General features: G+C 57.4%; 24 protein-coding genes and 1 pseudogene. 10 read left to right on the top strand and 15 right to left on the bottom strand.

What is annotated here, in order from left to right:
* Positions 1–378: 378 nt before the first annotated feature.
* The 6 genes from urtE to F561_RS0118420 all read right to left on the bottom strand — a co-directional run bounded on the left by urtE (position 379) and on the right by F561_RS0118420 (position 6702).
* A complete protein-coding gene (urtE, locus tag F561_RS0118445; protein ID WP_019011445.1) occupies positions 379–1083 on the bottom strand; it encodes an urea ABC transporter ATP-binding subunit UrtE in 705 nt (234 codons plus the stop codon).
* Positions 1070–1861: an urea ABC transporter ATP-binding protein UrtD gene (urtD, locus tag F561_RS0118440; RefSeq protein WP_019011444.1), complete on the bottom strand. Its 792-nt coding sequence runs from the start codon at positions 1859–1861 to the stop codon at positions 1070–1072. Before urtD ends, urtE begins: the two co-directional genes overlap by 14 nt.
* Positions 1845–2909: an urea ABC transporter permease subunit UrtC gene (gene urtC, locus F561_RS25960; RefSeq protein WP_019011443.1), complete on the bottom strand. Its 1065-nt coding sequence runs from the start codon at positions 2907–2909 to the stop codon at positions 1845–1847. The genes urtD and urtC overlap by 17 nt, the downstream gene beginning before the upstream one ends.
* A complete protein-coding gene (gene urtB, locus F561_RS0118430; protein WP_019011442.1) occupies positions 2906–3811 on the bottom strand; it encodes an urea ABC transporter permease subunit UrtB in 906 nt (301 codons plus the stop codon). Before urtB ends, urtC begins: the two co-directional genes overlap by 4 nt.
* 115 nt (positions 3812–3926) lie before the next feature.
* Positions 3927–5063, bottom strand: coding sequence for an urea ABC transporter substrate-binding protein (urtA, locus tag F561_RS0118425; protein ID WP_157451996.1), 1137 nt, complete (start codon positions 5061–5063; stop codon positions 3927–3929).
* Between the two features lie 1033 nt (positions 5064–6096).
* A complete protein-coding gene (locus F561_RS0118420; protein ID WP_019011440.1) occupies positions 6097–6702 on the bottom strand; it encodes a TetR/AcrR family transcriptional regulator in 606 nt (201 codons plus the stop codon).
* A gap of 99 nt (positions 6703–6801) precedes the next feature.
* On the opposite strand from F561_RS0118420, the gene F561_RS0118415 reads away from it, so the two are divergent.
* From F561_RS0118415 to F561_RS0118380, 5 genes are all read left to right on the top strand, one after another.
* A complete protein-coding gene (locus tag F561_RS0118415; RefSeq protein ID WP_019011439.1) occupies positions 6802–7725 on the top strand; it encodes an SDR family NAD(P)-dependent oxidoreductase in 924 nt (307 codons plus the stop codon).
* A gap of 600 nt (positions 7726–8325) precedes the next feature.
* Complete coding sequence (locus F561_RS0118400) at positions 8326–9378, top strand: NAD(P)-dependent alcohol dehydrogenase (RefSeq protein WP_019011436.1); 1053 nt, start codon at positions 8326–8328, stop codon at positions 9376–9378.
* A 389-nt stretch (positions 9379–9767) separates the two neighbouring features.
* The gene (locus tag F561_RS0118390) at positions 9768–9992 is read left to right on the top strand and encodes a hypothetical protein (RefSeq protein WP_019011434.1); all 225 of its coding nucleotides are present in this window, start codon (positions 9768–9770) and stop codon (positions 9990–9992) included.
* Between the two features lie 35 nt (positions 9993–10027).
* A complete protein-coding gene (locus tag F561_RS0118385; protein ID WP_019011433.1) occupies positions 10028–10675 on the top strand; it encodes a hypothetical protein in 648 nt (215 codons plus the stop codon).
* 495 nt (positions 10676–11170) lie between these two features.
* On the top strand, positions 11171–11680 hold the full coding sequence (locus F561_RS0118380; protein WP_019011432.1) for an SMI1/KNR4 family protein: 510 nt from the start codon (positions 11171–11173) through the stop codon (positions 11678–11680).
* A gap of 374 nt (positions 11681–12054) precedes the next feature.
* Here F561_RS0118380 and F561_RS25955 read toward each other — a convergent pair whose 3' ends face one another.
* The 8 genes from F561_RS25955 to trpS form a co-directional block, all read right to left on the bottom strand.
* Positions 12055–13014: a ParB/RepB/Spo0J family partition protein gene (locus F561_RS25955; protein WP_245556573.1), complete on the bottom strand. Its 960-nt coding sequence runs from the start codon at positions 13012–13014 to the stop codon at positions 12055–12057.
* A 34-nt stretch (positions 13015–13048) separates the two neighbouring features.
* Entirely contained in the window at positions 13049–13825 is a 777-nt protein-coding gene (locus F561_RS0118370; protein ID WP_019011430.1) for a ParA family protein, read from the bottom strand.
* A gap of 75 nt (positions 13826–13900) precedes the next feature.
* Positions 13901–14953 carry a medium chain dehydrogenase/reductase family protein gene (locus tag F561_RS0118365; protein WP_019011429.1) on the bottom strand — a complete coding sequence of 351 codons (1053 nt, stop codon included), beginning with the start codon at positions 14951–14953 and terminating at the stop codon, positions 13901–13903.
* A gap of 94 nt (positions 14954–15047) precedes the next feature.
* Positions 15048–15605, bottom strand: coding sequence for a TetR/AcrR family transcriptional regulator (locus F561_RS0118360; RefSeq protein ID WP_026299044.1), 558 nt, complete (start codon positions 15603–15605; stop codon positions 15048–15050).
* 240 nt (positions 15606–15845) lie between these two features.
* Positions 15846–16067, bottom strand: a complete 222-nt coding sequence (locus F561_RS30550) for a tyrosine-type recombinase/integrase (RefSeq protein WP_019011427.1) — start codon at positions 16065–16067, stop codon at positions 15846–15848.
* 132 nt (positions 16068–16199) lie between these two features.
* Positions 16200–16757, bottom strand: coding sequence for a hypothetical protein (locus F561_RS0118350; RefSeq protein WP_019011426.1), 558 nt, complete (start codon positions 16755–16757; stop codon positions 16200–16202).
* Between the two features lie 304 nt (positions 16758–17061).
* Entirely contained in the window at positions 17062–17679 is a 618-nt protein-coding gene (locus F561_RS0118340) for a GAD-like domain-containing protein (protein WP_019011424.1), read from the bottom strand.
* A gap of 474 nt (positions 17680–18153) precedes the next feature.
* Positions 18154–19158 carry a tryptophan--tRNA ligase gene (gene trpS, locus F561_RS0118330; protein ID WP_019011422.1) on the bottom strand — a complete coding sequence of 335 codons (1005 nt, stop codon included), beginning with the start codon at positions 19156–19158 and terminating at the stop codon, positions 18154–18156.
* A gap of 293 nt (positions 19159–19451) precedes the next feature.
* Between trpS and F561_RS28035 the strand changes: the two are divergent.
* A pseudogene (locus tag F561_RS28035) lies at positions 19452–20045 on the top strand (transposase family protein); the annotation flags it as partial.
* Positions 20046–20103: 58 nt separating this feature from the next.
* Here F561_RS28035 and F561_RS0118320 read toward each other — a convergent pair.
* Positions 20104–20556, bottom strand: coding sequence for a hypothetical protein (locus F561_RS0118320; protein ID WP_019011420.1), 453 nt, complete (start codon positions 20554–20556; stop codon positions 20104–20106).
* 879 nt (positions 20557–21435) lie between these two features.
* Between F561_RS0118320 and F561_RS29040 the strand changes: the two genes are divergently transcribed.
* The 4 genes from F561_RS29040 (at position 21436) to F561_RS0118290 (ending at position 24535) form a co-directional block, all read left to right on the top strand.
* The gene (locus F561_RS29040) at positions 21436–21705 is read left to right on the top strand and encodes a hypothetical protein (protein WP_157451994.1); all 270 of its coding nucleotides are present in this window, start codon (positions 21436–21438) and stop codon (positions 21703–21705) included.
* Between the two features lie 9 nt (positions 21706–21714).
* Positions 21715–23052 (top strand): replication initiator protein A, encoded by a 1338-nt coding sequence (locus tag F561_RS0118310; RefSeq protein ID WP_019011418.1) that lies wholly within the window; start codon positions 21715–21717, stop codon positions 23050–23052.
* A gap of 434 nt (positions 23053–23486) precedes the next feature.
* Positions 23487–24023 carry a helix-turn-helix domain-containing protein gene (locus F561_RS25945; protein ID WP_083922540.1) on the top strand — a complete coding sequence of 179 codons (537 nt, stop codon included), beginning with the start codon at positions 23487–23489 and terminating at the stop codon, positions 24021–24023.
* Positions 24024–24043: 20 nt separating this feature from the next.
* Positions 24044–24535 carry a transposase gene (locus tag F561_RS0118290; RefSeq protein ID WP_019011414.1) on the top strand — a complete coding sequence of 164 codons (492 nt, stop codon included), beginning with the start codon at positions 24044–24046 and terminating at the stop codon, positions 24533–24535.
* Positions 24536–24740: the final 205 nt, after the last annotated feature.

Raw genomic sequence — 24740 nt, 5'->3', positions numbered from 1 at the left:
GGAAGCACCGACAACCAAGACCTGTGACAAGAGTTGGGTTGCCTTATCGGTCACGATAGGTCAGCCTCCCCTGAGCTGGTCAAGGCAGCACAATCTGGATGAGCACCACCAGCCCGCGAATGCGTCGGTAATCACCACGTTGTAGAGCGTAGGCCCCGACATGACCGCCCCGGATCCCCTGCTCTTCGGCCATGCCCTGGTGTGGCTCAGAACGGAGGAGGGCGTCCTGATAAGTACACCGTAGTTAACAGGACGCCGCTTTACCCCAGACGGCGGGATAAAGCTCCATTCCCACGACGACGTATTTTCTTTGATACTCGCCCTGCTTCGCAGCTTTGCAAGTCCGCTCGTTTCATCCAAAAATGAACTGCGACGTACTTAGACCCCCAGGTACCGCTGAACATCCTGGGTCGCCGTTTGAGCCGTCAGCCCTGTTTCCACCAGGCAGCCTTTTTGCATGACGTAATAGCGGTCTGCAAAAGCCCAGGCAAAATCAAGATATTGCTCGACCAGCAAGACAGCTACCCTCAGTTCCCGGCGAATGCGCACCAATGCCTGCTCGATGTCTTGCACGATGCTGGGTTGGATTCCTTCGGTGGGTTCATCAAGCAGCAAGTAACGCGGCTGCGTGATCAGGGCACGGCCAATCGCCACCTGCTGCTGCTGACCGCCACTCAGGTTTCCCGCCTTGCGCTGCGCCATATCGTGCAGAATGGGAAACAGATCGTAGACCAGGGCTGGAATCTCTACCTTTGCTGTTTCACGTCCAGTCAGGGCGGGCAAGCCCATCAGGAGATTTTCGTGGACGCTGAGGTGAGGGAACAGGCCCCTGCCCTGAGGTACATACGCCAACCCTCTTCGGGCACGGCTGAAAGCGGGGTCCTGTTCGACCTGTTCTCCGTTGAGGCGCACCCCGCCGCTCATGACCGGATGGAGGCCAGCAATGGTCCGCAGCAATGTTGTCTTGCCGACGCCGTTGCGCCCGATCAGCGTGACCGCTTCGGCGTCTCCCAGCTCCAGATTGACTTCCCAGAGAACTTGACTCTGCCCATATGCGGCACTGACGTTCTCAAGTTTGAGCATAGCCGACCCCTTTGTGATGCCCCTCGTCTTTGGGTCGCCCGAGATAAATCTCCATCACATCGGCGTTTGAACGCAGGCTGGCCAGGTCGCCTTCGCAAAATACCTGTCCCTGATGGAGCACCGTCACCGGCGCGTCGAGCAGTTCGACAAACTGCATGTCATGGTCAATCACCAGTACGGTGTGTCGCCCTGACAGTGAGCGGATCAGCTCGGCTGTCTTCGCGGTCTCCTGCGCGGTCATTCCGGCTGTTGGCTCGTCGAGCAGCAACAGTTCGGGATCAGACGCCACGACCATGCCAATTTCTAACCACTGTTTTTCACCGTGGGCGAGGCTATCCGCCCGCTGATCCGCCTTGCCGGTCAGGTTAATGAGCTCCAGCAACTCTGCTATCCGCTGCGTTTCGGCGCGGCCCGTGGTGCGGGTCAAGCTCGCCCACACCCCTTTGGTACGTTTGGCAGCCACCCGCAAATTTTCACGCACACTCAGGCCGTCCAGAACGCCTGGAGCCTGAAACTTGCGGCAGATGCCAAGGTTGGCAATACGGTGCTCGGGCCAGGTGATAATCGACTGGCCCCGGTAGCGCACGTCGCCGCTGACAGGCCGCACTTTGCCGATGATGGTGTCGAGCAAAGTAGATTTGCCTGCACCGTTGGGGCCGATCAGCACCCTCAGACTCCCGCGCGGCACACTCAGACTGAGATTTTGCAGCGCCTTGAATCCGTCGAAGCTCACCGTGACGCCCTGAACTTCGAGGAGCACTTCAGGGTGAGACGACATCGCTCACCTCCCCAAGGGTTTTTCGGCGCGGAGCGGCAGGCTTGCGGCGCTCCAGCAGACCGGCGACGCCCTGCGGAAGCACCAGTACCACCACCACGAACAGGGTTCCCATCAGATACAGCCAGGCGTCCGGCACAGCGCTCGAAATCTTGTCTTTGGCCAACTGGCCCAGGACCAGTCCGCCCACCGCTCCCAACAGACTGTTGCGGCCACCCAACGCCACCCAGATCACCAGTTCTATGCTGAAAGTCACCCCAATCATGGCCGGAGAGATGGTACCGAGATGCAGCGTGTACAGGGCACCGCTGAGACCAGACAGCAGGCCGCCCAGCGCAAAGGCGGCAATTTTGTAGGCGGCGGGATGGTATCCCAGAAAGCGTACCCGGTTTTCATTGTCACGGATGGCGGTCAGCAGCGTGCCGAAGTGGGTCCTGAGAAGCCAAGCAGTGCTGAGGAGGGCCGCGCCCAAGACCATCAGAGTGCACCAGTACAGGTTGCGGGCGATGTGTTCACCGCGCAGATCAATGCCGAGGAGAGTGTGAAAATCAGTGATGCCGTTCGTGCCGCTGGTCAGGCCCTGAGACCCATTGAGCCAGGTCACGAAGGCTAACACCAAGGCCTGAGTGATAATCGAGATGTAGACGCCGGTGATGCGCCGCCGGAACATCAACCAGGCCACCGCTGCTGCGGCCAGCGTCGGCAGAATGACCACCATTGCCAGGGCGAAGGGGCCATTTACGAACGGCACCCAGAACCAGGGAAGGGCTTCGACTCCGTTGTACACCATGAAATCAGGCAACTCACCCTTAGGAGTCGCGGCCAGCTTCAGGTGCATCGCCAGGGAGTACCCACCCAGCCCGAAGAACAATCCCTGCCCCAGGCTGAGAATACCGCCGCGCCCCCAGACGACGCAGATGCCGATGGCCGCAATCGAAAGGGCCAGCACCCTTCCCAGCAGCGTCAGGCCATACGCACTGAGATAAAAGGGGGCGAGCAGCAGCGCCCCAGCGGTGACCACCAGCAAGATGGGCTGCGCCACCCGGTTCATCCTTCCTCCAGGGCACGCGATTGGGTGGGAATCAGTCCCCGTGGTTTCCACTGCAAGAACACCACCACCAGAATCAGCAAGGTGGCCTGTGCAAGGCTCGAACTGGTCAGGCCTTCAGCAAGCGCCGTGACAAAGCCCAGCAGGAGGGCGGCGGCTCCAGCGCCCAGCACACTGCCGACACCGCCCACGACCACCACCAGAAAGGCGTTGACGATATAGGCCGCTCCGACTGTCGGGTTGACTGGAGACAACATCGCCAGTCCAACCCCCGCAATGCCCGCAATACCCGCTCCAAGGGCGAAGACCAGCAGATCGAGTCGCCGCGTGTTCACGCCGAGAATCGAAGCGACCTCGCGGTTCTGGTTCACCGCCCGAACATGCATCCCAAACCGGGTACGGTTCAGCAGCCACCACATCCCACCCAACACCACCAGCGCAAGCACAATCACAAACAGACGGACATAGGGAAAGGTGAGGCTATCAAGTGGACCTCCGTGAATAGTCACGGCCCCATTCAGCCAAGGCGGAGCGGTCACTGGCACACCCGTGGAACCAAAAATCTGTCTCGCCGCCTGCTGCAAGATCAGGCTGATGCCCCAGGTTGCCAGAAGGGTATCGAGCGGCCTGCCGTAGAGCCGCCGAATCACCGTCGCTTCCAGGAGCGCCCCCAGGAGCGCCGTGCCCACGAAGGCCAGTGGAAAGGCCAACCACAAGAAGCCGGGGCCAACAGCCTGGGCAGCCAGAAAGGTCAGGTAGCCGCCGACCATCAAAAATTCTCCGTGGGCCATGTTGATGACCCGCATCAGGCCAAAACTAAGGGCCAACCCCAGGGCAGTAAGCAGCAGGAGGCTGGCTACCGATAGACCTGTAAACAGTTGCCCAAACAAGAAAACGGAATCCATAGCTTGGCTCCTTCACCCAGGTGTAATAGGGATTCAACTGGGTGGGGCAGAGAAGCTGAACCCTCTTGGCTCAGCACACTCCGCCCCAGGTCTGGACATTTGGGAAATCAATCCCTCAAGGGCAGCTTTTGCCAGGGAAAGTGAGAGCGTCGTAGGGTTGCGGAGTCACCACGCCTTTGCTCTGTCCAATTACCTTGAATTGCCCGCCTGCACCGGACTGCCCGGTATACACGGCCTGCGTCAGGCTGCCGTTGGCCGCCACTGTGATCTTGCCCAGTGGGCTATCCATACTGATTCCGACAATGGCCTTTCTCACCGCACTGGGTTCAAAGCTCTTGGCTTTTTCCACAGCAGCTTTCCAGAGGTACACATCCATATAGGCGTGCGCCATCGGGTCAGTGATGGCCGCATTCTTGCCGTATTTTGCCTGATAGGCCGCTACAAACTTCTTGTTGGTCGGGTTGGGCAAGCTTTGGAAGTAATTCCAGGTGGCGTACTGTCCGGTCAGCAGGGCTGGCCCGATAGACTGCGCTTCCTGTTCAGCAATGGAGAAACTGATCACAGGCAGGGTAGTGGCGCTGTAACCCGCAGCTTGATACTGCTTGAAAAACGATACATTGCTATCCCCGTTCAGGGTATTGATGATGATCTGCGGTTTGGCGGCCTTGATCTTGTTGATGACCGAACTGAATTCAGTGCCGCCCAGCGCGACGTATTCCTCACCTGCCAGTTTGGCACCCTTGGCAGCGATGTGCTTTTTGAGAATCAGATTGGCCGTCCGTGGGTAAACGTAATCAGAACCCAACAGGAAGATATTTTTGTAGCCTTTACTGAGCGCCCATTCCAGGGCAGGGAGAGCCTGCTGGTTGGGCTGGGCACCGGTATAGATGATATTCGGACTACACTCGTTGCCCTCAAATTGCACCGGATAGAACAGCAGGCCTTTGTTCTTTTCAAAGACGGGCAACATGGCTTTGCGGCTCGCGCTGGTCCAACCGCCGAATACGGTGACAACCTTGTCCTGAGTCAACAGTTTTTCGGCCTTGGTCGCAAAGGTGGGCCAATCTGAGGCACCGTCCTCTTTCACAACTTCAATCTTCTTGCCCATCACGCCGCCCGCCGCATTGATCTGGTCTATGGCGAGTTGCGCAGCATTGGCCACTGTGATCTCCGAGATGGACATAGTACCGGTCAACGAGTGAAGCACACCGACTTTAACCGTGCCCTGTGCACTTGCACTGCTACCCAACATGCTGAGAGCTAGGAGAAAAGTGATCTGCTTCTTGTGGTCGGTGATCTTATGGCTCATCTGCTCTCCTTACGACTCAGCTGAATGCGCAAAAAACAATATGTCCCAGAACTTTTGAATGTTTGGCAGCTTAAAGCACCTGCTATCGAATCTCCCCCACAGAATTTTGCATTTTGTCAACTTTCTTCCTCCCAAAATGCATAAGGCATCATACCTACATCAATCCTTTCTGAACCACCCCTGTTTAGAAACGCTCTTTGGAGATCACTGAAAAGCTAGTGACCAGCATTTCTATTGAGCACCTGGCGGGCGATAGAACCTCTCCTTCAAAAGTCATCCACGTCCAACAATGGACTTGTTGAAGTTTGATAGAACACTGATTCAGTTTTGATGCGCCCACAATGGAGGGCAGGATAAACACACCGCGCATCATGCACAGTGTGGAATCTGAGCAGGACGCCATTCGAGTCGTTTTGCCCACTGGCAAAGGCCGTGCTGAGGTCCCACACCACTTCGGAGTTGCTCCACCGTTGGTAGTTCGCTGGGTGAGGTAGCACGAACAGCGGGTTCTTCAGGGCCATCCAGCCTTGACTGGACAGGGCATTGCAGCCCGTGCTGCGCAAGAAGACCGGACTGTTCAGTGAGAACGCAAGCTGGACATCGCCCGAATGGAGCGGAAAATCATGAGAGGAGCTGTGGCCTTCTTTGCCAAGGAAAATCGCTGATCTACTGTTGTAGTCAGCAACATCGTCTTCAATTCACCTGACAATTGATGTACCGAGTGTCAGTGGGATTTTTGCAGGGTAAGGAAGGCCGCAGCGTGCCCGTGTTCAGCGGGATCTGGACAGAGGTGCCTATACCTGGCAGTTGTGACGGATCTGTTTTGATGCCAGCTCATTGGCTGGGCGATGCGCGAGACCATCCATACCAGTCTGGTTCTGAAGGCACTGAAGATAGCTCAACGCCAACAGCAGCCTAGGAGGAGCCGACTCCACCACTGTGACCAGGGACGGGTACACGAGTGTGGACCATCTTCTCAAAGTGTTCTGCGGTTCGTGGTTTGGTTGGTGGCACCGTAGCGCAGGCCATCCATCAGGAGATCCAGCAGCCGCTCTGCCTGATCACGCCATTCGCGTTCGGCACTGACCAGCCAGACGCCGCTCATCGCCTGCATCACGTCAGGCACATTGGCGTCGGGCCGAATCACTTCTACCTGAATGGCATGACGCAGCAGGGAATCCAGCGCACCATGGATCTGCGCCCGAAGGTCGGTGAAGTACTCATCTTCAGGAGACAAGACCGTGCGGAGGATGGGGGCCATCCCACGTTTGGCCGCGACGTAGCCGACGAAGCGCCCCATCCACTCCCGCAGGGCCTGATCCGGTGAGAGGGTGCGTTGCAGTTCCGCAGCTTTCTCACAGAGCTGTTCCACTTCGTGCTGATAGGCAGCGATTGCCAGAGTTTCCCGGGTGGGGAAGTGACGGTAGAGGGTGCCGATGCCGACTCCAGCCTGCCGGGCGATGGCTTCCAGCGAGGCGTCCAGGCCAGCCTGAGAAAAGGTGGCGACGGCAGCGGCCAGGATGGTCTCGCGGTTGCGTTGGGCGTCTTGACGTTTGGGGCGGGGCGTTTGGGTATCCGTCATGGTGATCTATTTCCTCTTGTAAAACGGAGGCTCCTCCGCTAATCTGGCCCCCACTGCGGAGGAGCCTCCGTTTAAAACAGTGTAGCAAAGGAGCAGCCTATGACACCCCTTCAGACCCCTTACGGTTTTCATACCACCACTGACCAGGTGCTTCAAGGCGTCGACCTCACTGGAAAACGTGCGCTGGTCACGGGCGCGGCCTCTGGCCTCGGCATGGAGACGGCGCGTGCCCTGGCCAGTGTCGGCGCCCACGTTACCCTCGCGGTCCGCAACACCACGGTCGGACAGACTGTCGCCGACACCATCACGTCCACCACCAATAACCCCCATGTTCAGGTGGCCCGGCTTGATCTGGCAGATCAGCCTTCCGTGCACGCTTTTACCAGTGCTTGGACAGGCCCGTTGCATCTTCTGGTCAACAATGCCGGTATCATGGCTCTCCCAGAACTGGAACGGAGCCCGGAAGGCTGGGAACTGCAGTTCGCCACCAACTACCTTGGGCACTTCGCGCTGACTCTGGGCCTCCATCACGCCCTCGCTGCTGCCAACGGCGCACGCATCGTCTCGCTGGCCTCCAATGGACACCTCCTCTCCCCCGTGGTGTTCGACGACCTGCATTACCGCTTCCGGCCCTACGATCCCTGGACGGCCTACGGTCAGTCCAAGACCGCCAGCATCCTTCTGGCCGTTGAGGCCTCCCGGCGCTGGGCCCAGGACGGCATCACGGCCAATGCCCTGAATCCTGGAGCCATCGCCACCAACCTGCAAAAACATACCGGCGGTCTCAAGACCCCAGTGGAACGCCAGAAAACCGTGCAGCAGGGGGCGGCCACCTCGGTCCTACTGGCTGCCTCTCCCCTCCTGGACGGCATCGGCGGACGGTACTTCGAAGACCTCAACGAAGCCGAGGCAGTCACCCAGCGGCCAGCCGACTACATCGGGGTCGCCCCGTACGCGCTGGATGCTGAGAACGCCCGCCGTCTCTGGAACGTCGCCACCGACCTCATTCGCTTCCCAAACTGATTGACAGGAGCTTCACATGCTCTCCTCTATCCCCCTCAGGTGGGTTTTATTGGCCTGAGCGATCAGGCCGCCTGATGGCCCACGCTCTTGCTGAATACGGCTTCTCGTACACGTCCGGGTCCGTTGCTCATCATCTCTGGGCAGCCTCAGCCTGGCTGGTGTGGATCACCTGGTCTCCCCTCACGCTGTGCAAGCCCGGGAAGCAGAGGCTCCTGTGACTCCAGGAAGAACTCCCGGCATTGCCATTGTCAGAAGTCTGGGTGAAAACGGCCTCTGACCAGCCTGTGCCGAAGCCATGTTGGAATCAAATAGCAGCCTGAATCCTCGTTCTTCACCGCACAAGCCTTCCCCTTTGCCTGCCTGCCGCTCTCTTCACTCCCAGTCATGAGGGCTTTACAACACCCCGTGCTGCCTGTCCTCTTTGGCCACCAGGGACCAAGCCGGGTCTTCCCCAATCCCACGAGTAATTGAGATCGCTGCGTCCAGCAGATGCTCTTTCATCTTTCGTTGGGGTTGCTCCAGCGCTGGTTATGCCATACTTCGTCTCGTTTCGTGGCTCTCTCATTTCTCTCCACTGCCTCAGGGCAGCGATCACAAGAGGTGTTCTTCTTGCCCACTGTCAATGCCTACGCCGCCCAGGACGCCCACAGTCCACTTGCCCCTTTCCAGATCGAACGACGTGAGCTACGCGCCCAGGACGTTCAACTTGAGATTCTGTACAGCGGAGTCTGTCACTCTGATCTTCATCAGGCCCGTAGCGAGTGGGGGCCCAGCCTGTATCCACTGGTTCCGGGACATGAGATCGTGGGGCGGGTGACCGCAGTGGGCGAGGGGGTGAGCCGCTTTCAGGTGGGCGATCTGGCAGGCGTGGGCGTGATGATCGACAGTTGCCAGCACTGTGAGAGCTGCGCCGAAGGGTTGGAGCAATACTGCGAGAATGGGCACACCACCACCTACAACTCGCGTGAGAAGGACACCGGCAACCTGACTTTTGGGGGATACTCGACCTCTATCGTGGTTACCGAACAGTTTGTCCTGCGTGTTCCCGGTTCGCTGGCGCTACCGGCGGTGGCTCCACTGTTATGTGCAGGCATCACCATGTACTCGCCGCTGAAACACTGGAAGATTGGCCGGGGCCACCACGTGGCTATCGTCGGATTGGGCGGACTGGGACACCTGGGTATCAAGCTGGCAGTTGCCCTCGGGGCGGAAGTCACGTTGTTCACCACCTCGCAGGGCAAGGCCGCTGACGGACTGCGTCTGGGTGCACACCATGTGGTCATCAGCAATGATCCGGACGCCATGAAAGCTGTCCGGGGCAGTTTCGACTTTATTCTCAGCACCGTGCCGACCAAGCACGATCTGAACCCTTACCTGCGTACCCTCAAACGCGACGGACAACTGATTATCGTCGGTGCCATCGACCCTGTTGGCGTCCACGGCGGCCTGCTGATTTCACATCGCCGGAGCGTGGCGGGCAGCAACATCGGCGGTGTGGCCGAAACGCAGGAGATGCTCGATTTTTGCGGTGAGCACGGCATCGTGGCCGACATCGAACTTATTGACATGCAGGACATCAACGTCGCCTACGAACGAATGGTGAACAACGACGTGAAGTACCGCTTCGTGATCGACATGGCCTCGTTGAAATAGCTCCTGTTCGCCTGTAGCACCAGCGGCCTGCTGAAAAACAGCTCTGCGTTATGGCCGAAGTGATAAGCCATTCTTGAGCCTGACAGCGTCGGAGGCCCTGCAAAGATAGCGCTTGCGGTGTGAATATCTGAGGGCAAACGGTTCTGTCAGGTTGACCCGTATGTTGGTGGGCGGTTGGGGGAAGTCGCTGGGCCAGGGTAACGTGGAGCTCAGTAGATTGAAGTTAATCTATAAATTAACCGAGCGAAGCGAGTATCGAAGAAAGTACGTTGTAGGGGGAATGGAGCTTTTGAGCATGCTTCGGTTTTGCGGCTCTTCCGCATTCCCGCGCAAGAGCCGCAAAAGCGAGGTATTCCCATTTTGATCCTGAATCAGACATCCGGTTTCACATGCTGCATCTGTTTGAGCTGTTGCCTCTGTTTGATGAGGCGACTTCGACCCATCAGAATTTTGTTGCGACTCATCTTCCGGAACAGCTCCCGCCGTTCTTTGTGGTGTCTACGGGGCCGTGTGGCTCTCTGCTCGCAACCGAAGAAGGCAAAGCTTTGCTCGAGCAGGGTCAATTCCGTGGCGTGGCCTTTCAGGAGTTGCCTATCACCTGGCCGGAACCGTAGGGCGTGGGAGACGCTGGAAGAAGAGGTCATCCAAGGTGTTGAGCCACCCTCGTCAGGCAGCAGAGGCTGACCTGCAACCCATCTGGCAACTCACCGGGGATTCCGTTGAGTTATTGGAGCGCCTTGGGCTGAAGCGTGATGAACAAGATCCCCAGCTCAACATCCATGCCGGGTTAACCACCTTGGCCGCGGCGCAGGCTCACAGCAGCAGCTTCGCGTTGATCAAGACCCCAGAGCGCGTCTCCAAGCCACTCATTGCTTTTGCCGCTGCCGAGGTGTTTCAACATGCGGACATCTTTGACAGCGATGCCCCTTGCCTGGTGGTCGGTTCAGCGTTCATGGCCGACTTTGATCAGGAGATCTGCGAATCCTGCTGCCAGCTTCCCGTGAAGGTGGTGATGTATGGCTCAAGCGCCCTACTGCAACTCACCCGTGACGAATTGTTGAAGCAGACCCGACCAGATGTTCTTCTATACGCGGTCGCCCCGCTCAAGACCATCAAGGCGCGTCGGCCCACCGAGAGAGACGATCTGGTCTTCGTGCCAGGGTCAGAACAGCTGCCCCCTTTCTTCCGGGTGCCCTGGCGAGTGGGCAGCGTCTTTATTCGCGATGACGTCCATCGGCGTCTCCAACACAGTCAGCTGCGTGGGGGCCAATTCAATCTTGACCCGTCTCCTCTTTAACGCAACAGCAGCTGATGGCGCACGTTTTTTTATATGTACGGTCATACAGCTTTATGTCATCTTTCAGCGGCTGCCGCTTTTGAACTACAGCTACGTCACCGCCTTTTCAGATGCCATACTTCTCCTGAATCCCCTACGTTGCCACCTAACCTAATCCCGCTCTGCTGGGCGTACGGCTCCTATAATCGCGACAAACTGGTGAGCGTATAAAGACCCTTACCTCTGACTTGTAGGTGAATTCCGATCATGCTCACAGCAACCACGCCTGCTTTGAGCGGTTGGTACTCCCTCAGGCCCCGGGCCATCCGTCCTCCACCAGAGCCGCGAGCTTCCAGCCTGCTCTGAAGTCCCGCTTCAGATAACCAGAACCTCTGGACGGGCTGACCAACAGCAATGGAGGCCAAAATCTTCACCTTATGACCATTGATCTGGGTGGCAGCAAAACAGTTAAAGTGATAGATCTCAAAAATATTTCCTGAAGGTGGTGTCCAACCTGTGAATCTCGTAGAGCATCTCGAAGTAATTGAGCGCTGGCTGGACTCTGTCGGTGTCCAGAGTGATGACCTGCCTGAACCGGTGGACACCTTGCTATGGGAACAGATTGGGAAGTTTTTCCACCGGCAGTTACCCTCTGATCTGAGTTTGCTGTATGCCAGACACGACGGGTTTCCCGACTGGCTGTACTTTTTCCAGACTTGGCTTATCGTTCCGGCCACTGAGATTCTGGCTGCGACGCAGATGTTGAGGGTGGCCTTCATGCCAGACAACTCCCCAGAGGCGTGGCGTCCGGATTGGCTCCCTTTCGCGGCAGATGGAGCTGGAAATTACCTGTTTCTTGACCTTCCTACTTCAACAATCAACAAGTTCACCCACGAGGGGGGCTATTGCGAATTCCTCTTCAATGATCTCGACGCTTTTCTGGGTCAGATTGCCTCAGACATCAACGAGCAGCTCTACAGCTTTCAGGACTATGAAGTCAATTACTATGGTTCAGTTGAGCTGTAGAAGCTGAATCAGCCAGTAAGAAACGGTGCGTTGAGGCTTAGGCACGGTTTTGCTCCCAACCCATGAGGAGGGGTTCGATCTTGCCCGCTTCTACAACTGTGTCAATGGCAGAATAGGTTTGGGTTTCCCTCACCCTTGGTGAACGTGGCTATTCGGGGTACAGACTTTGGCACAGACGTATAGATTTACCTCCCTGCCCCTCTGCGGCTCGTCCGTCAAAAAGATGTGCCCTTCAACATAACCCTGACCCACATTTGTGTCGGCCCCTACCAACGGTTTGGGCTGTCATATCTGTCTCTTTTGTACTGTTGACTGAAGATCAAGAGGGTGGTCTTCATATGAAGACCACCCTCATTGCTCCCTTGTAAAAGGCATCAGATTTCCGTTTTACGCCCTCTCCCCCGCTCTTCATTCTCCTGTTCATCAAAGAGTTGATTGAGCTGCGTCAGCAGACGTTCCAATCGTTTCTGACGGCTTGCACTCAGGCCTGTCACCACGGTCTTACTCGCCAGCTTGCGCCCCACGGCGCGGCTCAATTCCAGAGCCTTCAGCGGGGCAGTTTCTTCAGGTTGAGATCGCCGTTTAAGCTCTCCATCCAGCGTTTCAAGGGACGCTCCTTGGAGTGCCATTGCCAGCAGTTCCCGCCGCTGTTCCTCGTTGTTACTTGAGCCCAGGAGGGTCGCCTTCCGGTAATCTAAACCCTGTTCCCGCATGGCAGTCAGCACCTCCGAAGGTAGACGCCTGATCCGCAGTTTGTTCTTGAAAAAGCTTTTCCAGCCACCCCGACCTAACTGGCCGAACAAGGTGTCCAAGGCCTGCACCTGAGCTTCATCAGGCGTCCTTACCAGACGGGACAGGGTTGAGGACACCTCGTCTTCAGAGATGCCCAGCGCAGCGCTGATTAGCGCAACCGTCGCGTCAACCTCATCAATCACATTCAGGTCTGTTCGCTGTAGATTCTCTACGGCGGCCAGAACCCGCATCTCTTCGTCCGGTACTTCCCGAATCACGACTGGAAGACGTTGAGTGTCTTTGTTCCAGACCAGCAGGCGGCCTTCTACGGTCAAAGGCTGTTCTGGATTTGACATCAACTGTACAGCTCGCCACCGCCGCTCTCCGCCAACGATCTGGTAGCGGCCATCCGCTACGGGCCTCACCAACAGGGGTTGCAATAGTCCGTGAGTCGAAATGGAGAACGCCAACTGTTCCAGTGCCGTCTGGTCGAAGTGACGTCGAGGCTGATAGGGGTTTGGCTCTAGAACGTCGTGCGGCAGTTCCGTGACCCGCTCATCAGGGGCTACTGGAGCTTGGGCTGTCAACGAAGCCTCTCCCACCAATTCTGCCAGTGAATTGCTGAGTGTTGGCCGTTTAGCTTTCGCCACGGCGCACCTCCACAGGCAACCCTACGGCAGTGATGATCTCATTCGTCACCCTGATCACGTGTCCGTTGGCCTCACTCCGTGGATCATAGAGCGACAGGGGCTGGCGGGCGAGTTGTGCATCCTTCCACACAGCACGCAGAGGGACAGGTGAAGCCAGGGGACGCAAATTTTCCTGGTAGAACGCCAACATCTCGCGGTCATGGGAATTGCGGGTATCGAAACGCGTCGGGACATACAACGCGACGCTGAGGCTGGGATTGAGTTTCCGGTAAGCTGGCAGCATCTGTGTCAGACCTTTGAGGCCCAGCACGCCTTTTTCCTCAGTGGGGACAGGTACGATCAGGTGATCGGCTGCAATTGCGCCCAGTACGGCAAGTTGTCCCAGGCTCGGTGGAGAATCAATCAAGACCACGTCGTAGCGGTCAGTCATTTCTTCCTGGAGATGCGCCCTCAGATTCATCTGAGCCCCAATCGTGCCGAGCATGCGTCCTTCTACCAGCGAGAGCAGTACGTTGCTGGGTATCAGGTCAACGCCATGGGTCCGGACAGGGGAGGGGAGAGGCGCGTCATCCACGGCGGTGTCATGCACTGTTTGGGACAGGTCCTCCGTATAGACCCCAGCCCAGGAAGACAGGTTTGCTTGAGGATCCAGGTCGATCATGAGCACCCGTTGTCCCAGGGCCCCCATGGCGAACGCCACTTCCCGTGTGAGGCTGGATTTCATGGCCCCGCCCACATGATTGAAAAACGTCAATACCTTCATTGTCCCTATGTTACGGTCTGAACGCGCTGATCAAGCCAAGTCAGTTGGAATCTTGATTGGAACTCAGCTACAGCTTCAGGGAATAAGCACGACCTTGCCCATCACCGTACGGGATTCGGCGAGTTCCATTGCCTGCACCACCTCATTCAGCGGGAAGCGAGCGGCGATGTATGGGGTGATCACGCCCTGAGCAAGCAGGTCCAACACCCGGCTAAGATCCTCGTGTTGACGCCTGCGGAAAACCCTGGGAGTGATGGTCTTCCCGCTCCAGAAGTCATAGAACGAGGCCCGGCAACCGTTGGGCAACGCGGTCCAGACGAGGATCTGACCGACCATCTTGAGAAACATCGGGAGCATGGAGCCTTCCTCGTTCAGGTCGGCGGCCATGCCGTACGCGACCAGGGTGCCGCCTCTGGCCAACAGGTCAAAGGAGCGCCGGGCACTGTTCAGCCCCAGATGATCGAAAGCGGCGTCCACACCGTCCGGGGCCAGACGGCGGATCTGCGCATTGAGATCGGGGGTGTTGTAATCGATGGGTTCCACTCCCAGTTCACGCAGGGCGGAGTGATGGCGGGGAGACGCTGTGCCGATCACCCGTATGCCAGCGTGCCGGGCCAGTTGCACAAGGATGCTGCCTACACCGCCATTGGCTCCGTGTACCAGGATCGTCTGACCGGGTTTCGCCTGTGCACTGCGGTGGAGCATCTGCCAGGCGGTAACGCCGTTGACGATGACTGTCTCGGCCTCAGCGGGGTCAACGCTTGAGGGCACCGACACCAGATCGATGGCGGCCACCAGCGCGTACGTGGCCCAGCCCCCGGTCTTGGTGGCAACGGCGACCCGGGTGCCGATCATGGCCCGGTCCACTCCGGTTCCCACCTCACGTACGGTGCCGACGAGGTCATAACCAGGAACGAAGGGAAACTTTGGCTGGCCCGGATAGCGGCCTCGCCGCATGCCCTGTTCCGCGAACGAGACGCCGCTCGCCTCCACCTGCACCAGCACTTGTCCCGCTGCCGGTGCGGGCAAGGTCCGTTGCTGAATCTGGAGACCAGTGGGTTCGACGAGTCCAGGGAGGACCACTTCGGTAATCCGGGTGGAGCGCGTAGGGTGCAGGGTCTGGGTCATGGCTATTCTCCTGGTGAAATGGCGAGGGCGAATTGTGCTTGATCAGTCACTCACTAGATGAGATGGAAGAAACCGCCTGACCTGTGGCGTTCAGTTAAAAATGCTGAATACCCTTGGTAAGCAGACGGGACCAATCGGTGGCGTCATCGTCCAGGTTGGCGACTGTAATCAGGTGGCAGAGCTGACCATAAGCGATGAACTGCTGAACAGCCTCGTCTGGTGCCAGTGACCGGGCCTTGACAAAGCTGACGATCTGCCCGAGGCCATCCCGCAGTGAGGCGGCAATCTCTGGCACCGTTGTGGCCGACTGGGCATGGACCTGCAACATCAGCAGGGAACGGTCGGCGATGAGGGCGGCGTAGGCGCGGCCCATCGCGGCCAGGATGGACTCAGGGGTCTGATCGGATACGGCGGCAGCCCCAGTTTCGAGGGCGTTCTGAATGAGATTGAAGCAGCGTCCCAGGGCCGCGACAAACAGGTCCTCCTTGCGGGGAAACAACTTGAAGACGTAGGCGGTCGAGATCTGTGCGTGCTCAGCAATAGCGCTAACAGGAGTACCGAGGTAGCCCGAACGAGCAAAGACAGTCACGGCGCTCCTGATGACAGTTTCTCGCCGGGCTTCCGCAGTAGAGAGAGTAACAGTTGGAAGCATGTAGTGAGTGTACGATCACTCATTGAGGAAGTCAAGTTGGTCATGGCTCCGCCGCAACACCGAATACATCTGTCTGGCAGTACCAGAGGCGTCTGGGGAGCGATCGGCAACATCAGTGTTGTTGTCTGCTCTGCAACTTCACTCACCTACGACTTCAATCAGGGCCGGTGCTCATTGCATTCTGGACTGATCTAGCGAGGGCAGCCAACGCTGGGGGCAAGCGGGTCGGACATCCATCCATTACCGTTCCAAGGCTGTAAGGTCGATCCGGCCCAGGTGACTGGTACTCGTCTCCATGTAGATCTGGGTCGTCGCAACGTTGCGATATCTCAGAAACTTTCGCACCTGATCAATGGGTAGCCCTCGGTCAAGCATCAATCTCTCGAACCTGTGCCGCAGCAGATGGGAGTGGGCATGTTTTTCAAGACCCGTGTCCTCGCGCTGCACGACAGCCTGTTCCATCCACGCTAGTTTATGATCATGGTGGTGGGTTGGGTAGTCATCCTGGCCCTGGTCGGTGCTTAGGGTGTGGTCACTGACAGCCCAATGCTGTTTTTAGGTCTGACGTGGTCAACCGGCGGAGGCAGGGACTCGTTACGCTGGAGTTGGGGAACCGGACCAGGCCCGAATCAGGGCTTCGGCCCTCTCCAGCGTCGGCTGCTCACCACGGTCTCTGATGGCGCGGCCTGCTGTTAACCCGTAGGCAAACGTTGTCGCCGTCATGATGTACGCCCCAAAGGCAGAGGCGCGTGCATGTTGCAAGATAAAATCGCTTTCCTCGTTTCCGAGGTCTGGGGCTGTCATGAGTTGGCCAAGTGCACGGTTGGGGTAAGCGGCCAAGCATCCGAGATAGGTCGCCGCAGAGCCGAACAGACCCGCCAAGTCAATGTAGATTTCTGGGTGCCCGACGATGTGTTCGAGATACTGGAGAGCAAGCTCGGGGTTCTGCGCTTGCCGGGAGTATTTGATCGCGTAGTTGATCCAGAAGCCATCCGATGCTTCGTTGAAGGCGTACACCACGTCGCGAAACAATGTGTCAAGTTCGGTGCTGGGTTCATCCAGACATGCCTGCAGTGCGGTGATCAATGTTGGAGGAGCATCCTCAAAGGGCGTCCAGCGCTCAAAGGCACTCCTGAGTTCTTGAACGTTCATCTGCCAGCCAAAATATCGGACAAAAGGCGCAGCTGTGCCGTGGCCTGCACCAACGCCGCCTCAATGACGGTGTTGGCCGCGACGTTCCCGCCCTCCGAAAACGCCACAGAAATAAAAAGGCCGTCCCAGCCCTGGCCGAGAGGATGTGACCAGGTAACGCCCTCTCGGGTGCGGCGCTAAAGGCCTGAGCGTCTTGGATTCACACCCTAACGCTGTGCTTCTCAATCTCACCGCGTCCTACAAGGTCAGGAAGGGCAGCAACACGGCTGCGGTGAATCAGCGGCGCTCCTGAGATCCATTCTTTCTAGGAGGACGACTCCGTTGGAAGCCCCAGAGGATTCCAGCCTTCACGTCGCGCAGTAGTGGCGATGTCGGCGACCATGAACAGGTATTCGCGCATCTGAACAATCTTTGTTTCTTTGAGACTGCCGTTCCCACCGAGGGCCAGCACTGGGACATACCCGTACATCTGATCGGCCTTCAGGGGGCCAAGTTTCTTGAGCGCCTTTAAGTGCTCCGTGTGAAAGTCGGAACTGGTTGATACCAAGCCGCTCGACATCAGGGTGTCGAAGACTTCGAGCTTGTGGCCGTAGATGGCGCACGCAATTTGAGGATGAATCGTATAGAGACGGTCATCCAGGATGGCCCACAACCTGCCGAACGACGTGCGGGCATACACGATGAACGGGTGTTGATCCCCGAAAAACGCTTGAACGATGTCGGTGAAGTCGTCCGGGTTGGTGAACCACAGCTCACCCTGACCATGCGAGGTTAACCCGTACCGTTCCCAGATGGCCAACAGCAGCTCCGGCACCTTGCCCTGGTACTTTTCCAGTGTTTCAAGGGTCACATCAGCGTACTTCTCACTGCCAAAACGCTCTTCCAACAGTTCATAACGCAGTAGGTCTACCTGTTCGTACATCTTCACCTCAGTACCAACTGAATATTGAGGAAGCTGGTCGCTTGGTGAGATAGAGGCCCATTCCACTTCCCCTGACTAAACCTCGGTTCGCTGTCTCATTCAGGCCAGCAACCCGGGAAGCGACCGGAAGAATGACGAAAGCTTCTGCATGAGGCCGCTCCAACGCCGCCCTGTTTCAGACCCGGTTGTGAAGCCGCCCCCTGAACGGCGGCTCTGCGTTCTGAAGCGCCTGCCACGCCCCAAGCGAATAGTCATGTCCCAGGCCCGCAGATCCTTCAGTCTGACGGGAAGAACTTGATCAGGGCTGGCCAGAAAGACCTCCAGCATGGCCTTTTGCGCTGCTGGCCAAGAAGAGGTGGGCGAATGACCGCTCTTCTACCGCGAATAGAGGTTGACAAATCAGCCGTCTCCTGTCATCGCATCAGGTCTCAACATGTGGGCCAAGAATAGAAATATTCTCCAAATCCACCGTAGTTAGGATGGGCCGAAATAATTTAATTTCATCGCTTCTCGAACCATCTGCACCGTTTGCCCTGCGACCTCTCGACCACGCTGAGTTCCCTCCTTCAGAGCGGTTTCCACCAACTCCAAGTGTTGTACATATTCGGTCCGGCGCACTCGAATAGGGCTCAGCACCGCATCCAGCACTTCCAAAAGGTAGCGTTTCACTTTCACATCTCCCAGGCCTCCTCGACCGTAGTGATCCTTCAGGGCTTGAACGTGCTGACGGTCAGGATCAAACGCTTCCAGGTATGCAAAGACCGGATTGCCTTCGACTTCGCCCGGGTCATCTACTTTCAGGTGATTGGGGTCGGTGTACATGCCAGACACTTTCCGCGCAATTTCATCCAGGGAATCCGAGAGGAAAATGGCATTCCCCATAGATTTGCTCATCTTGGTTTTCCCGTCCAGCCCCGGCAGGCGAGGCACCTCCCCGACGAGGGCTTTGGGTTCCGTCAGCACAGGTGCATAAAGGCGGTTGAAGCGGCGCACAATCTCCACGGTCTGTTCAATCATGGGCAGTTGATCGTCACCCACAGGAACGAGGTGGGCACCGAACGCCGTGATGTCAGCGGCCTGTGAAACGGGATAGATAAAAAATCCTGCTGGAACAGATTCGCCGTAGCCTTTTTGAGCAATCTCTGTCTTGACGGTAGGATTTTGACGGAGATGTGAGGTGGTCACAAGGTTCAGAAAAAAGATGGTGAGTTCCGCAATCTCAGGGATCTGTGATTGAAGGACAAATGTTGCCGAGTGGGGATCGAGACCGACGGCGAGGTAGTCCAGCATGACTTCCATGACGTTGTCCCGAATTTTCTGGGGATGCTCAAAATTATCCGTGAGGGCTTGGACATCCGCCAGCAGGACAAACGTGTCGTAGTCATGTTGTAGGGCCACACGGTTGCGGAGTGAGCCAACATAGTGACCAATATGCAGCGGAGCGGTCGGACGGTCGCCGGTCAAAATACGTTGCTTCATCAGGGATCTCCAGTGAGTTCAAAATAAAAGCGCGCCCGGTCATCGGGCGCGCAAGACAACACGTGGACGTCACCCGATCAGCAATCGGGCCACCACCACACCGTGTTCAAACTCATGCCCGACATCGTAGCAGGCAAAAGTGGTCCAGAGAAATGGCTTTGTCTCTGGAAGACCCATCGTGCACTTGACGGTAAAGAGGCGCCGAGTTGAGGAGGAAGAAATGCGGTAGGGAGGGTGTTGATGAGCTGTTGCGATCTCACTTCACTGCCGCTTCCCGCTGGTGGAAGCTCCTCAAGCTCAACCACTTCCCGCATTTCCCATCTGAGACTCAGGCCCGCATCCAACTCGCTCGATTGACCCCAATGGTGGAGCGGCTTGTGGCAGAAGTCCAAAGCCTGAACTTCGTTGCTGTGTATTCAATGCCACTCCCTGTCTCGACGTTCAGACGAGCGCCACGATGCAAATTTCGTGGTGCTCACCACGGATTCAGCACGGCTGAGCCGGCCTACGGCTTCAAATTGCATGCCTAGAGTGTGCTGAACGGCAAGATCGTAAAATACGACATCCGTCCCGCGAATGAACATGATTTCAGCATGTTGTGCTGTATGAATCAAGATTGGCGTGCTTTTGGCGGGCCAGAACAGATTGGGGATAAAGCATATCAATCAGGGACGGGCCTGACGCCCCCGAAAGTCAATGCGAAGCACGTTGATTCACACTGGAAGGAAGAATACGGAACCGCGAGAAAGTGCATCGCGTCTGCCGTCTCCGGCCTGGTTGGGGCGCGACTGCGCTGCGGACAGGTCAAAACCTATCTCAGTCTGCGATTGAAGGTGGCGCTCAATGTCCTAGCGCACAACCTGAAATTCATACATCTCAGTGGCTGATCTCCACCCTGTCAACCCCCTATACAAGGTCATCTATATCAGCCCTATTCAGCTGAGCTCAATTCGAAAGCCGCCCTTCCCGCTGCGCCAGCACCCGCAGGGCATAAGCCACAGCCGAGAGCAGCGTCGCCGTGGTCGTCCCACCGTCCAAGCCCAGATAGGCCACCGAATGCAGCGCGTGATACGCCGCCTGAAGAGGTTCATCGCGCTCGGTCACCAGGCGCTCGTACCACCCTTGCCCCAACGCGGGCAGATCCAGGAACCGTTCCCCCGCCAATGCCGCAATGTCTCCCGCATGCCGGTCCAGTTCCACACTGAACGCCAACAACGTCTCCCGCGTCGGCTGCGTGTGGTGCAACGCTGGCGCAAATTCCACCGCCGCCAACACCTGCAAGGTCGTCGCCACACATGTCTCGAACGCCTGCTGATTGTGCAATTGAGCGTGGGGAGCTTGGGGCATCGCGGTCATCCCCTCCAGCATGGCGCGGCCCGCAAAGAGGGTCAAGGGCATAGGGTTACAGCTCGCCTCACGTGCGCTCAGCATTTAACGTTCAGCAGCAGCCGAACCAGCAGCAACATCTCTATGACCGGACACTCCGGCGCCGCCCGCACCAGAGACCCCTTCTCCGCAGTCAACCCTTAGAATGTCGCCAGAGCTGCCGCTGAAGGCACCCGACTCAAGCACAACCGCAGCAACATCCCGAAGGGCCAGGCAGTTCTTCTACTGAGCTGGGAGTTCTCTTTCGCTTCGGAGCAGCTTTGCTGAGGTTACTCACAGCGTCCACCACTGAAGCCTCGAGAGACCGGGACTTACACAGCCAGCCGCCAGCCGGTTCGTCCACCTACCGCAGGGCCGGATCCACGCGGCCGGGATGATCCGCCGCCAGCGCTCCTGCCACAGACCAAGTCACGTCCCAGCTGAGCAGACAAACCAGCAGCTTTAGGTTCCAGCACCAGCAAGAGGGTGTATGGAACGCTGCTTGCTTTGTCGCTGCCTTTGCAGATCGCCTTGCGCAGAGCCCTCAAAGCTGAACATTGACTCAACTAAGGCAACAATCTCAGCGTCAGACAACGCCAAAACAGATCGAAGGAAAGCCACACACTGCAACGGGAAACATGACAGGGTACAGAGAAGAACCACTCCTACCTGGCAAGGGGTCGGCAAAAGAAGGGGCAGACCCGCTGATCAGGCTCTTCTTTTCCTCTGGATGGTGGAGGCGCTCAGCGGCGTACGCGGTCGCAACTACCTGTGGCACTTTGTGGAATCAGAGGTTGTCTCCCTGCGGCACTTTGTGGAATTGCCTGTGGCACTTTGTGGAATTGAGGTGAATTCGGGGCAACCGACCTGTGGCACTTTGTGGAATCAGAGGTTGTCTCCCTGCGGCACTTTGTGGAATTGCCTGTGGCACTTTGTGGAATCTACAGAGCTTTACCTGTGGCACTTTGTGGTGCTTTTGATTCTTTACCTGTGGCACTTTGTGGAATTAGAGCATGTTCGCCTGTGGCACTTTGTGGAATTCTTGCGAAAAATGTCGTCCGCCACAGTGTTTTTGCGTTGCCTATGAATGATGATCATTCATGTGTTTTAACTTCTTTTAAAAAGATTGATCATCAATCAGTGGCAGCAACATCAGGTTCACCGCGTTTAGGAACCCTGTAAACTGATCCCATGGCGACCCGGGATGCAGACGTAGAGCTACGGCATGACGAGCCGAATCTTGCCCGGCTCAACTTAGTCCTTGCACCCAACCGCACAGATCTCTACGAATGGACCAAGCAGTTGGCCTTGGACGCACTGGGGGCGATTCACATCACCTGTACGGCGCCGCGCAACAGTTTGGTACCGCACGGCGTCGACAATGACATCCTGCTGGGCTTGGTGAACGCCGCTGTCTTGCAGGGCCTTCCGGAAGATGACACGGTGCGGGTGACCAGCCGGGAACTGCTGCGGCTCAGTGGAATTACCCCGAGTGCCCGCGCCTATGAGAAGTTGCGCGAGTCGCTCCGCCGTTTGCAGTACACCGCTTATGACGTGATTGACAGCTGGTATGACGGCAGTAAGCACCGCTGGCGAACCATGAGCTTCAGCCTGATCGTGAAGCATTCGGCGGAAGACAACACGGCAGACGTCACCAACCTCGGGCAATGGCGTGCCCAGACGGTGCTGGCCATCAAGCTGGATGACGGCGTGATCAAAAATATTCGGGCTGGTCATATTCTGCCGCTGAATTTTGAGCTATTGGCCAAGTTAACGCAGCCGCTGACCCGCAACCTGTTTCGCACCCTATCGTTCCAGCGGCAGGGGAGTGGGCAGCCTGTGGTCGCCTACTCGGTTCCGCTGAGTGTATGGGCCAGTCACCTCGGGATGCATGAGATGCGGCCCGATACGGTCATGCGCGCGCTTCAGCCCGCCCATGTCGAATTGAAGTCGACGGGCTTCTTGCGGGACGTGACCTATCAAGGCCGGGGGAAATCGCGTGTGGTGCACTACACCTTTGGCCAGATGGACGCCACAGCCCCTGATCCTGAAGCGGCCGCACTGTTGGCCCGCTACGGGGTCAGTGGAGGGCGCACGCTTCTGTTGGCCCAGACCCACGGACTGCAAGCGGTGAAGCGGGCCGTGGGGGTCTTGGAGGCCCTGCTGCGAACGGAGTACCGCAGCAAGATTCGGAACAAAGCTGGAATCCTGACGGATATTCTGGAGCAGCCGCACAAGTACGACACCCTCCTGACCCAAGTCGAAGGTCAGCAGGCGAGTACTCCACCGGCTCGCCACTCAGCCGCCCAATCCTCCAGCGATACGGATGCTCCGGTGGCTGTTCGTGATCTCGCGGCGGCACACATTATTTTGATGGGGACCTATGATCAACCCACTGAACGCCGGGAGATTCGGGATCGGGTCTCGGCTTTGTATGTCGGGGGCCGAGTCACGACCCTTGATCTGATCGGATTGTTGGGCAAAAGTACTGCCGAGGCTCAGGTCATGCTGGCCCAGTGGACAGAATAGAAGGGTTGGTTTCTACGTGCCTGTCTTCCGCAAAAATATTAGGGCAGGATCTGGTGGATTCCCTGCTCCGTACTTTCTATATCTTTCAGATCCCCAGTCTCAATCAGGGCCTGGTTCAAGGCCCGCATATAGTGGAGGCCGAGGTGAACAGCTCAAGCAGAAAGAGAAGCCTGATACTGCATCTCCTCCGGGTCTCTCAGGATGGACAAGGTTCGGTATAAATTCCTTGCCATACGCTGCTTCAATTTCTCCAGAGTTTCGATTTCTAGAGGACGAATGTATCCTTTCCTGATGCTTTGCATCAATTCGTCAGCAATACGGATCCCGATTCTGGTTTCTGCACGCCATTGACCTACGCCGTGCTGATCTGTGGTGGTGTCTTCGGCCCAATGCTTATAAATGATGCTAAGTATATCCTTGCTAAGCTTTGAGGAATGACTCCTCCAGCCCGACACCTGTCGTTGAGTTCCGAAGAAGATGCGGCCCTGCGCAGGCTAGAACTAGGCGCTGGGATCAACGTCAAAGTTCGTTTGCGAGCAAGCATTGTCCGTCTGAACGCCAGTGGGATGACTGTACCGCACCTGGCACAGCATTTCGGGCGCAACCCACAAAGCGTCCACAACGATCTGGATCGCTATGAACAGCATGGCATCCCTGGGTTAATGGATGGCCGGTCTTCGGGGCCGCCGCGCCGGATCACTCCAGAACTGGACCAGTACCTTCAGGAGAAACTCGCGGAGCAACGGCTCTGGAACAGCGACCTCCTCGCCGAAGCGCTCTTGGAGCGCTTCGGCATCACGGTCAGTCGAGACGCGGTTCGCGTTCGACTCCTGGCCTTGGGCTATTCGTGGAAGCGGGGACGCTACGCCCCGGGTCAGGTGCCTGACCCAGATGTCATTCATGAGCATCAGGCGTCGATCGAGACCTTAAAAAAGGGGCACTGGACGGCAAACTCACCCTCAAGTTTTTAGATCAGACCGGCCTGTCACTGATGCTGTCGGTCGCCAACTCCTGGTTCCCACGGGGTTCCGGACGGCAGTTCAAAATCCCCACGCGCTGGGGATCTCAGGGACGGATCAACTTGATCGGTACGCTGGCTGTGGACGCCCAAGGGGAGCACTTGGAGGTGCGACAATTGACAGCGTCCTGCACGCAGGACGTCGTGATCGCTTATCTAGACACCCTCGCTGAACAGTCTGACGACGCGCAGCGTCGTTCAGGAACCGCTCGGTTGACGGTGGTGATTTTAGACAACGCCTCATTTCATCGCGGTAAGGCGATTCGAGCACGAGAGCCGATCTGGGCCGCCAAGGGGATGCTCCTTCGATATCTTCCAGCGTACTGCCCCATGCTCAATCGCATTGAAACGACTTGGCGCAGACTCAAAGGATTCCTGATGCCTCGGCGGTGTTACGACACCGTCAGCGAACTCCAAGCGGCCTTGTTGATCGCCCTTCAAGCCCTCGGAGCCACCCTGATCTAAAACTTAACAAGGATGTACTTAGTACAGCGTTCAATTAATACGAATGGTTTCATAGTGGTGTCCAGGGGTTCGTCGGGCGGCCTGAGTTGAGAACTGCCAGTTGAGCGTGATGGCCGCACGTTCACGCGCGGCGACCCACGCCTCGACTTCGGAACGAAGTCGTTCCAGCGAAGGAATCCGCCGATGTAAACACTGCCGCTGAAGA

Origin of the sequence: Deinococcus aquatilis DSM 23025 (assembly GCF_000378445.1) — a bacterium.
GTDB classification, from domain to species: domain Bacteria; phylum Deinococcota; class Deinococci; order Deinococcales; family Deinococcaceae; genus Deinococcus; species Deinococcus aquatilis.
The sequence above is the reverse complement of the archived record's forward strand: the minus strand, read 5'-3'. Positions and strand labels throughout refer to the sequence as shown.

Excerpts from the sequence above, each read along its gene's own strand:
- urtE (WP_019011445.1), bottom strand. The coding sequence starts at position 1,083 with ATGCTCAAACTTGAGAACGTCAGTGCCGCATATGGGCAGAGTCAAGTT.
- urtD (WP_019011444.1), bottom strand. The coding sequence starts at position 1,861 with ATGTCGTCTCACCCTGAAGTGCTCCTCGAAGTTCAGGGCGTCACGGTG.
- urtC (WP_019011443.1), bottom strand. The coding sequence starts at position 2,909 with ATGAACCGGGTGGCGCAGCCCATCTTGCTGGTGGTCACCGCTGGGGCG.
- urtB (WP_019011442.1), bottom strand. The coding sequence starts at position 3,811 with ATGGATTCCGTTTTCTTGTTTGGGCAACTGTTTACAGGTCTATCGGTA.
- urtA (WP_157451996.1), bottom strand. The coding sequence starts at position 5,063 with ATGTTGGGTAGCAGTGCAAGTGCACAGGGCACGGTTAAAGTCGGTGTG.
- F561_RS0118420 (WP_019011440.1), bottom strand. The coding sequence starts at position 6,702 with ATGACGGATACCCAAACGCCCCGCCCCAAACGTCAAGACGCCCAACGC.
- F561_RS0118415 (WP_019011439.1), top strand. The coding sequence starts at position 6,802 with ATGACACCCCTTCAGACCCCTTACGGTTTTCATACCACCACTGACCAG.
- F561_RS0118390 (WP_019011434.1), top strand. The coding sequence starts at position 9,768 with ATGCTGCATCTGTTTGAGCTGTTGCCTCTGTTTGATGAGGCGACTTCG.
- F561_RS0118370 (WP_019011430.1), bottom strand. The coding sequence starts at position 13,825 with ATGAAGGTATTGACGTTTTTCAATCATGTGGGCGGGGCCATGAAATCC.
- F561_RS0118365 (WP_019011429.1), bottom strand. The coding sequence starts at position 14,953 with ATGACCCAGACCCTGCACCCTACGCGCTCCACCCGGATTACCGAAGTG.
- F561_RS0118360 (WP_026299044.1), bottom strand. The coding sequence starts at position 15,605 with ATGCTTCCAACTGTTACTCTCTCTACTGCGGAAGCCCGGCGAGAAACT.
- F561_RS30550 (WP_019011427.1), bottom strand. The coding sequence starts at position 16,067 with ATGGAACAGGCTGTCGTGCAGCGCGAGGACACGGGTCTTGAAAAACAT.
- F561_RS0118350 (WP_019011426.1), bottom strand. The coding sequence starts at position 16,757 with ATGAACGTTCAAGAACTCAGGAGTGCCTTTGAGCGCTGGACGCCCTTT.
- F561_RS0118340 (WP_019011424.1), bottom strand. The coding sequence starts at position 17,679 with ATGTACGAACAGGTAGACCTACTGCGTTATGAACTGTTGGAAGAGCGT.
- trpS (WP_019011422.1), bottom strand. The coding sequence starts at position 19,158 with ATGAAGCAACGTATTTTGACCGGCGACCGTCCGACCGCTCCGCTGCAT.
- F561_RS0118320 (WP_019011420.1), bottom strand. The coding sequence starts at position 20,556 with ATGCCCTTGACCCTCTTTGCGGGCCGCGCCATGCTGGAGGGGATGACC.
- F561_RS0118310 (WP_019011418.1), top strand. The coding sequence starts at position 21,715 with ATGGCGACCCGGGATGCAGACGTAGAGCTACGGCATGACGAGCCGAAT.
- F561_RS25945 (WP_083922540.1), top strand. The coding sequence starts at position 23,487 with ATGACTCCTCCAGCCCGACACCTGTCGTTGAGTTCCGAAGAAGATGCG.
- F561_RS0118290 (WP_019011414.1), top strand. The coding sequence starts at position 24,044 with ATGCTGTCGGTCGCCAACTCCTGGTTCCCACGGGGTTCCGGACGGCAG.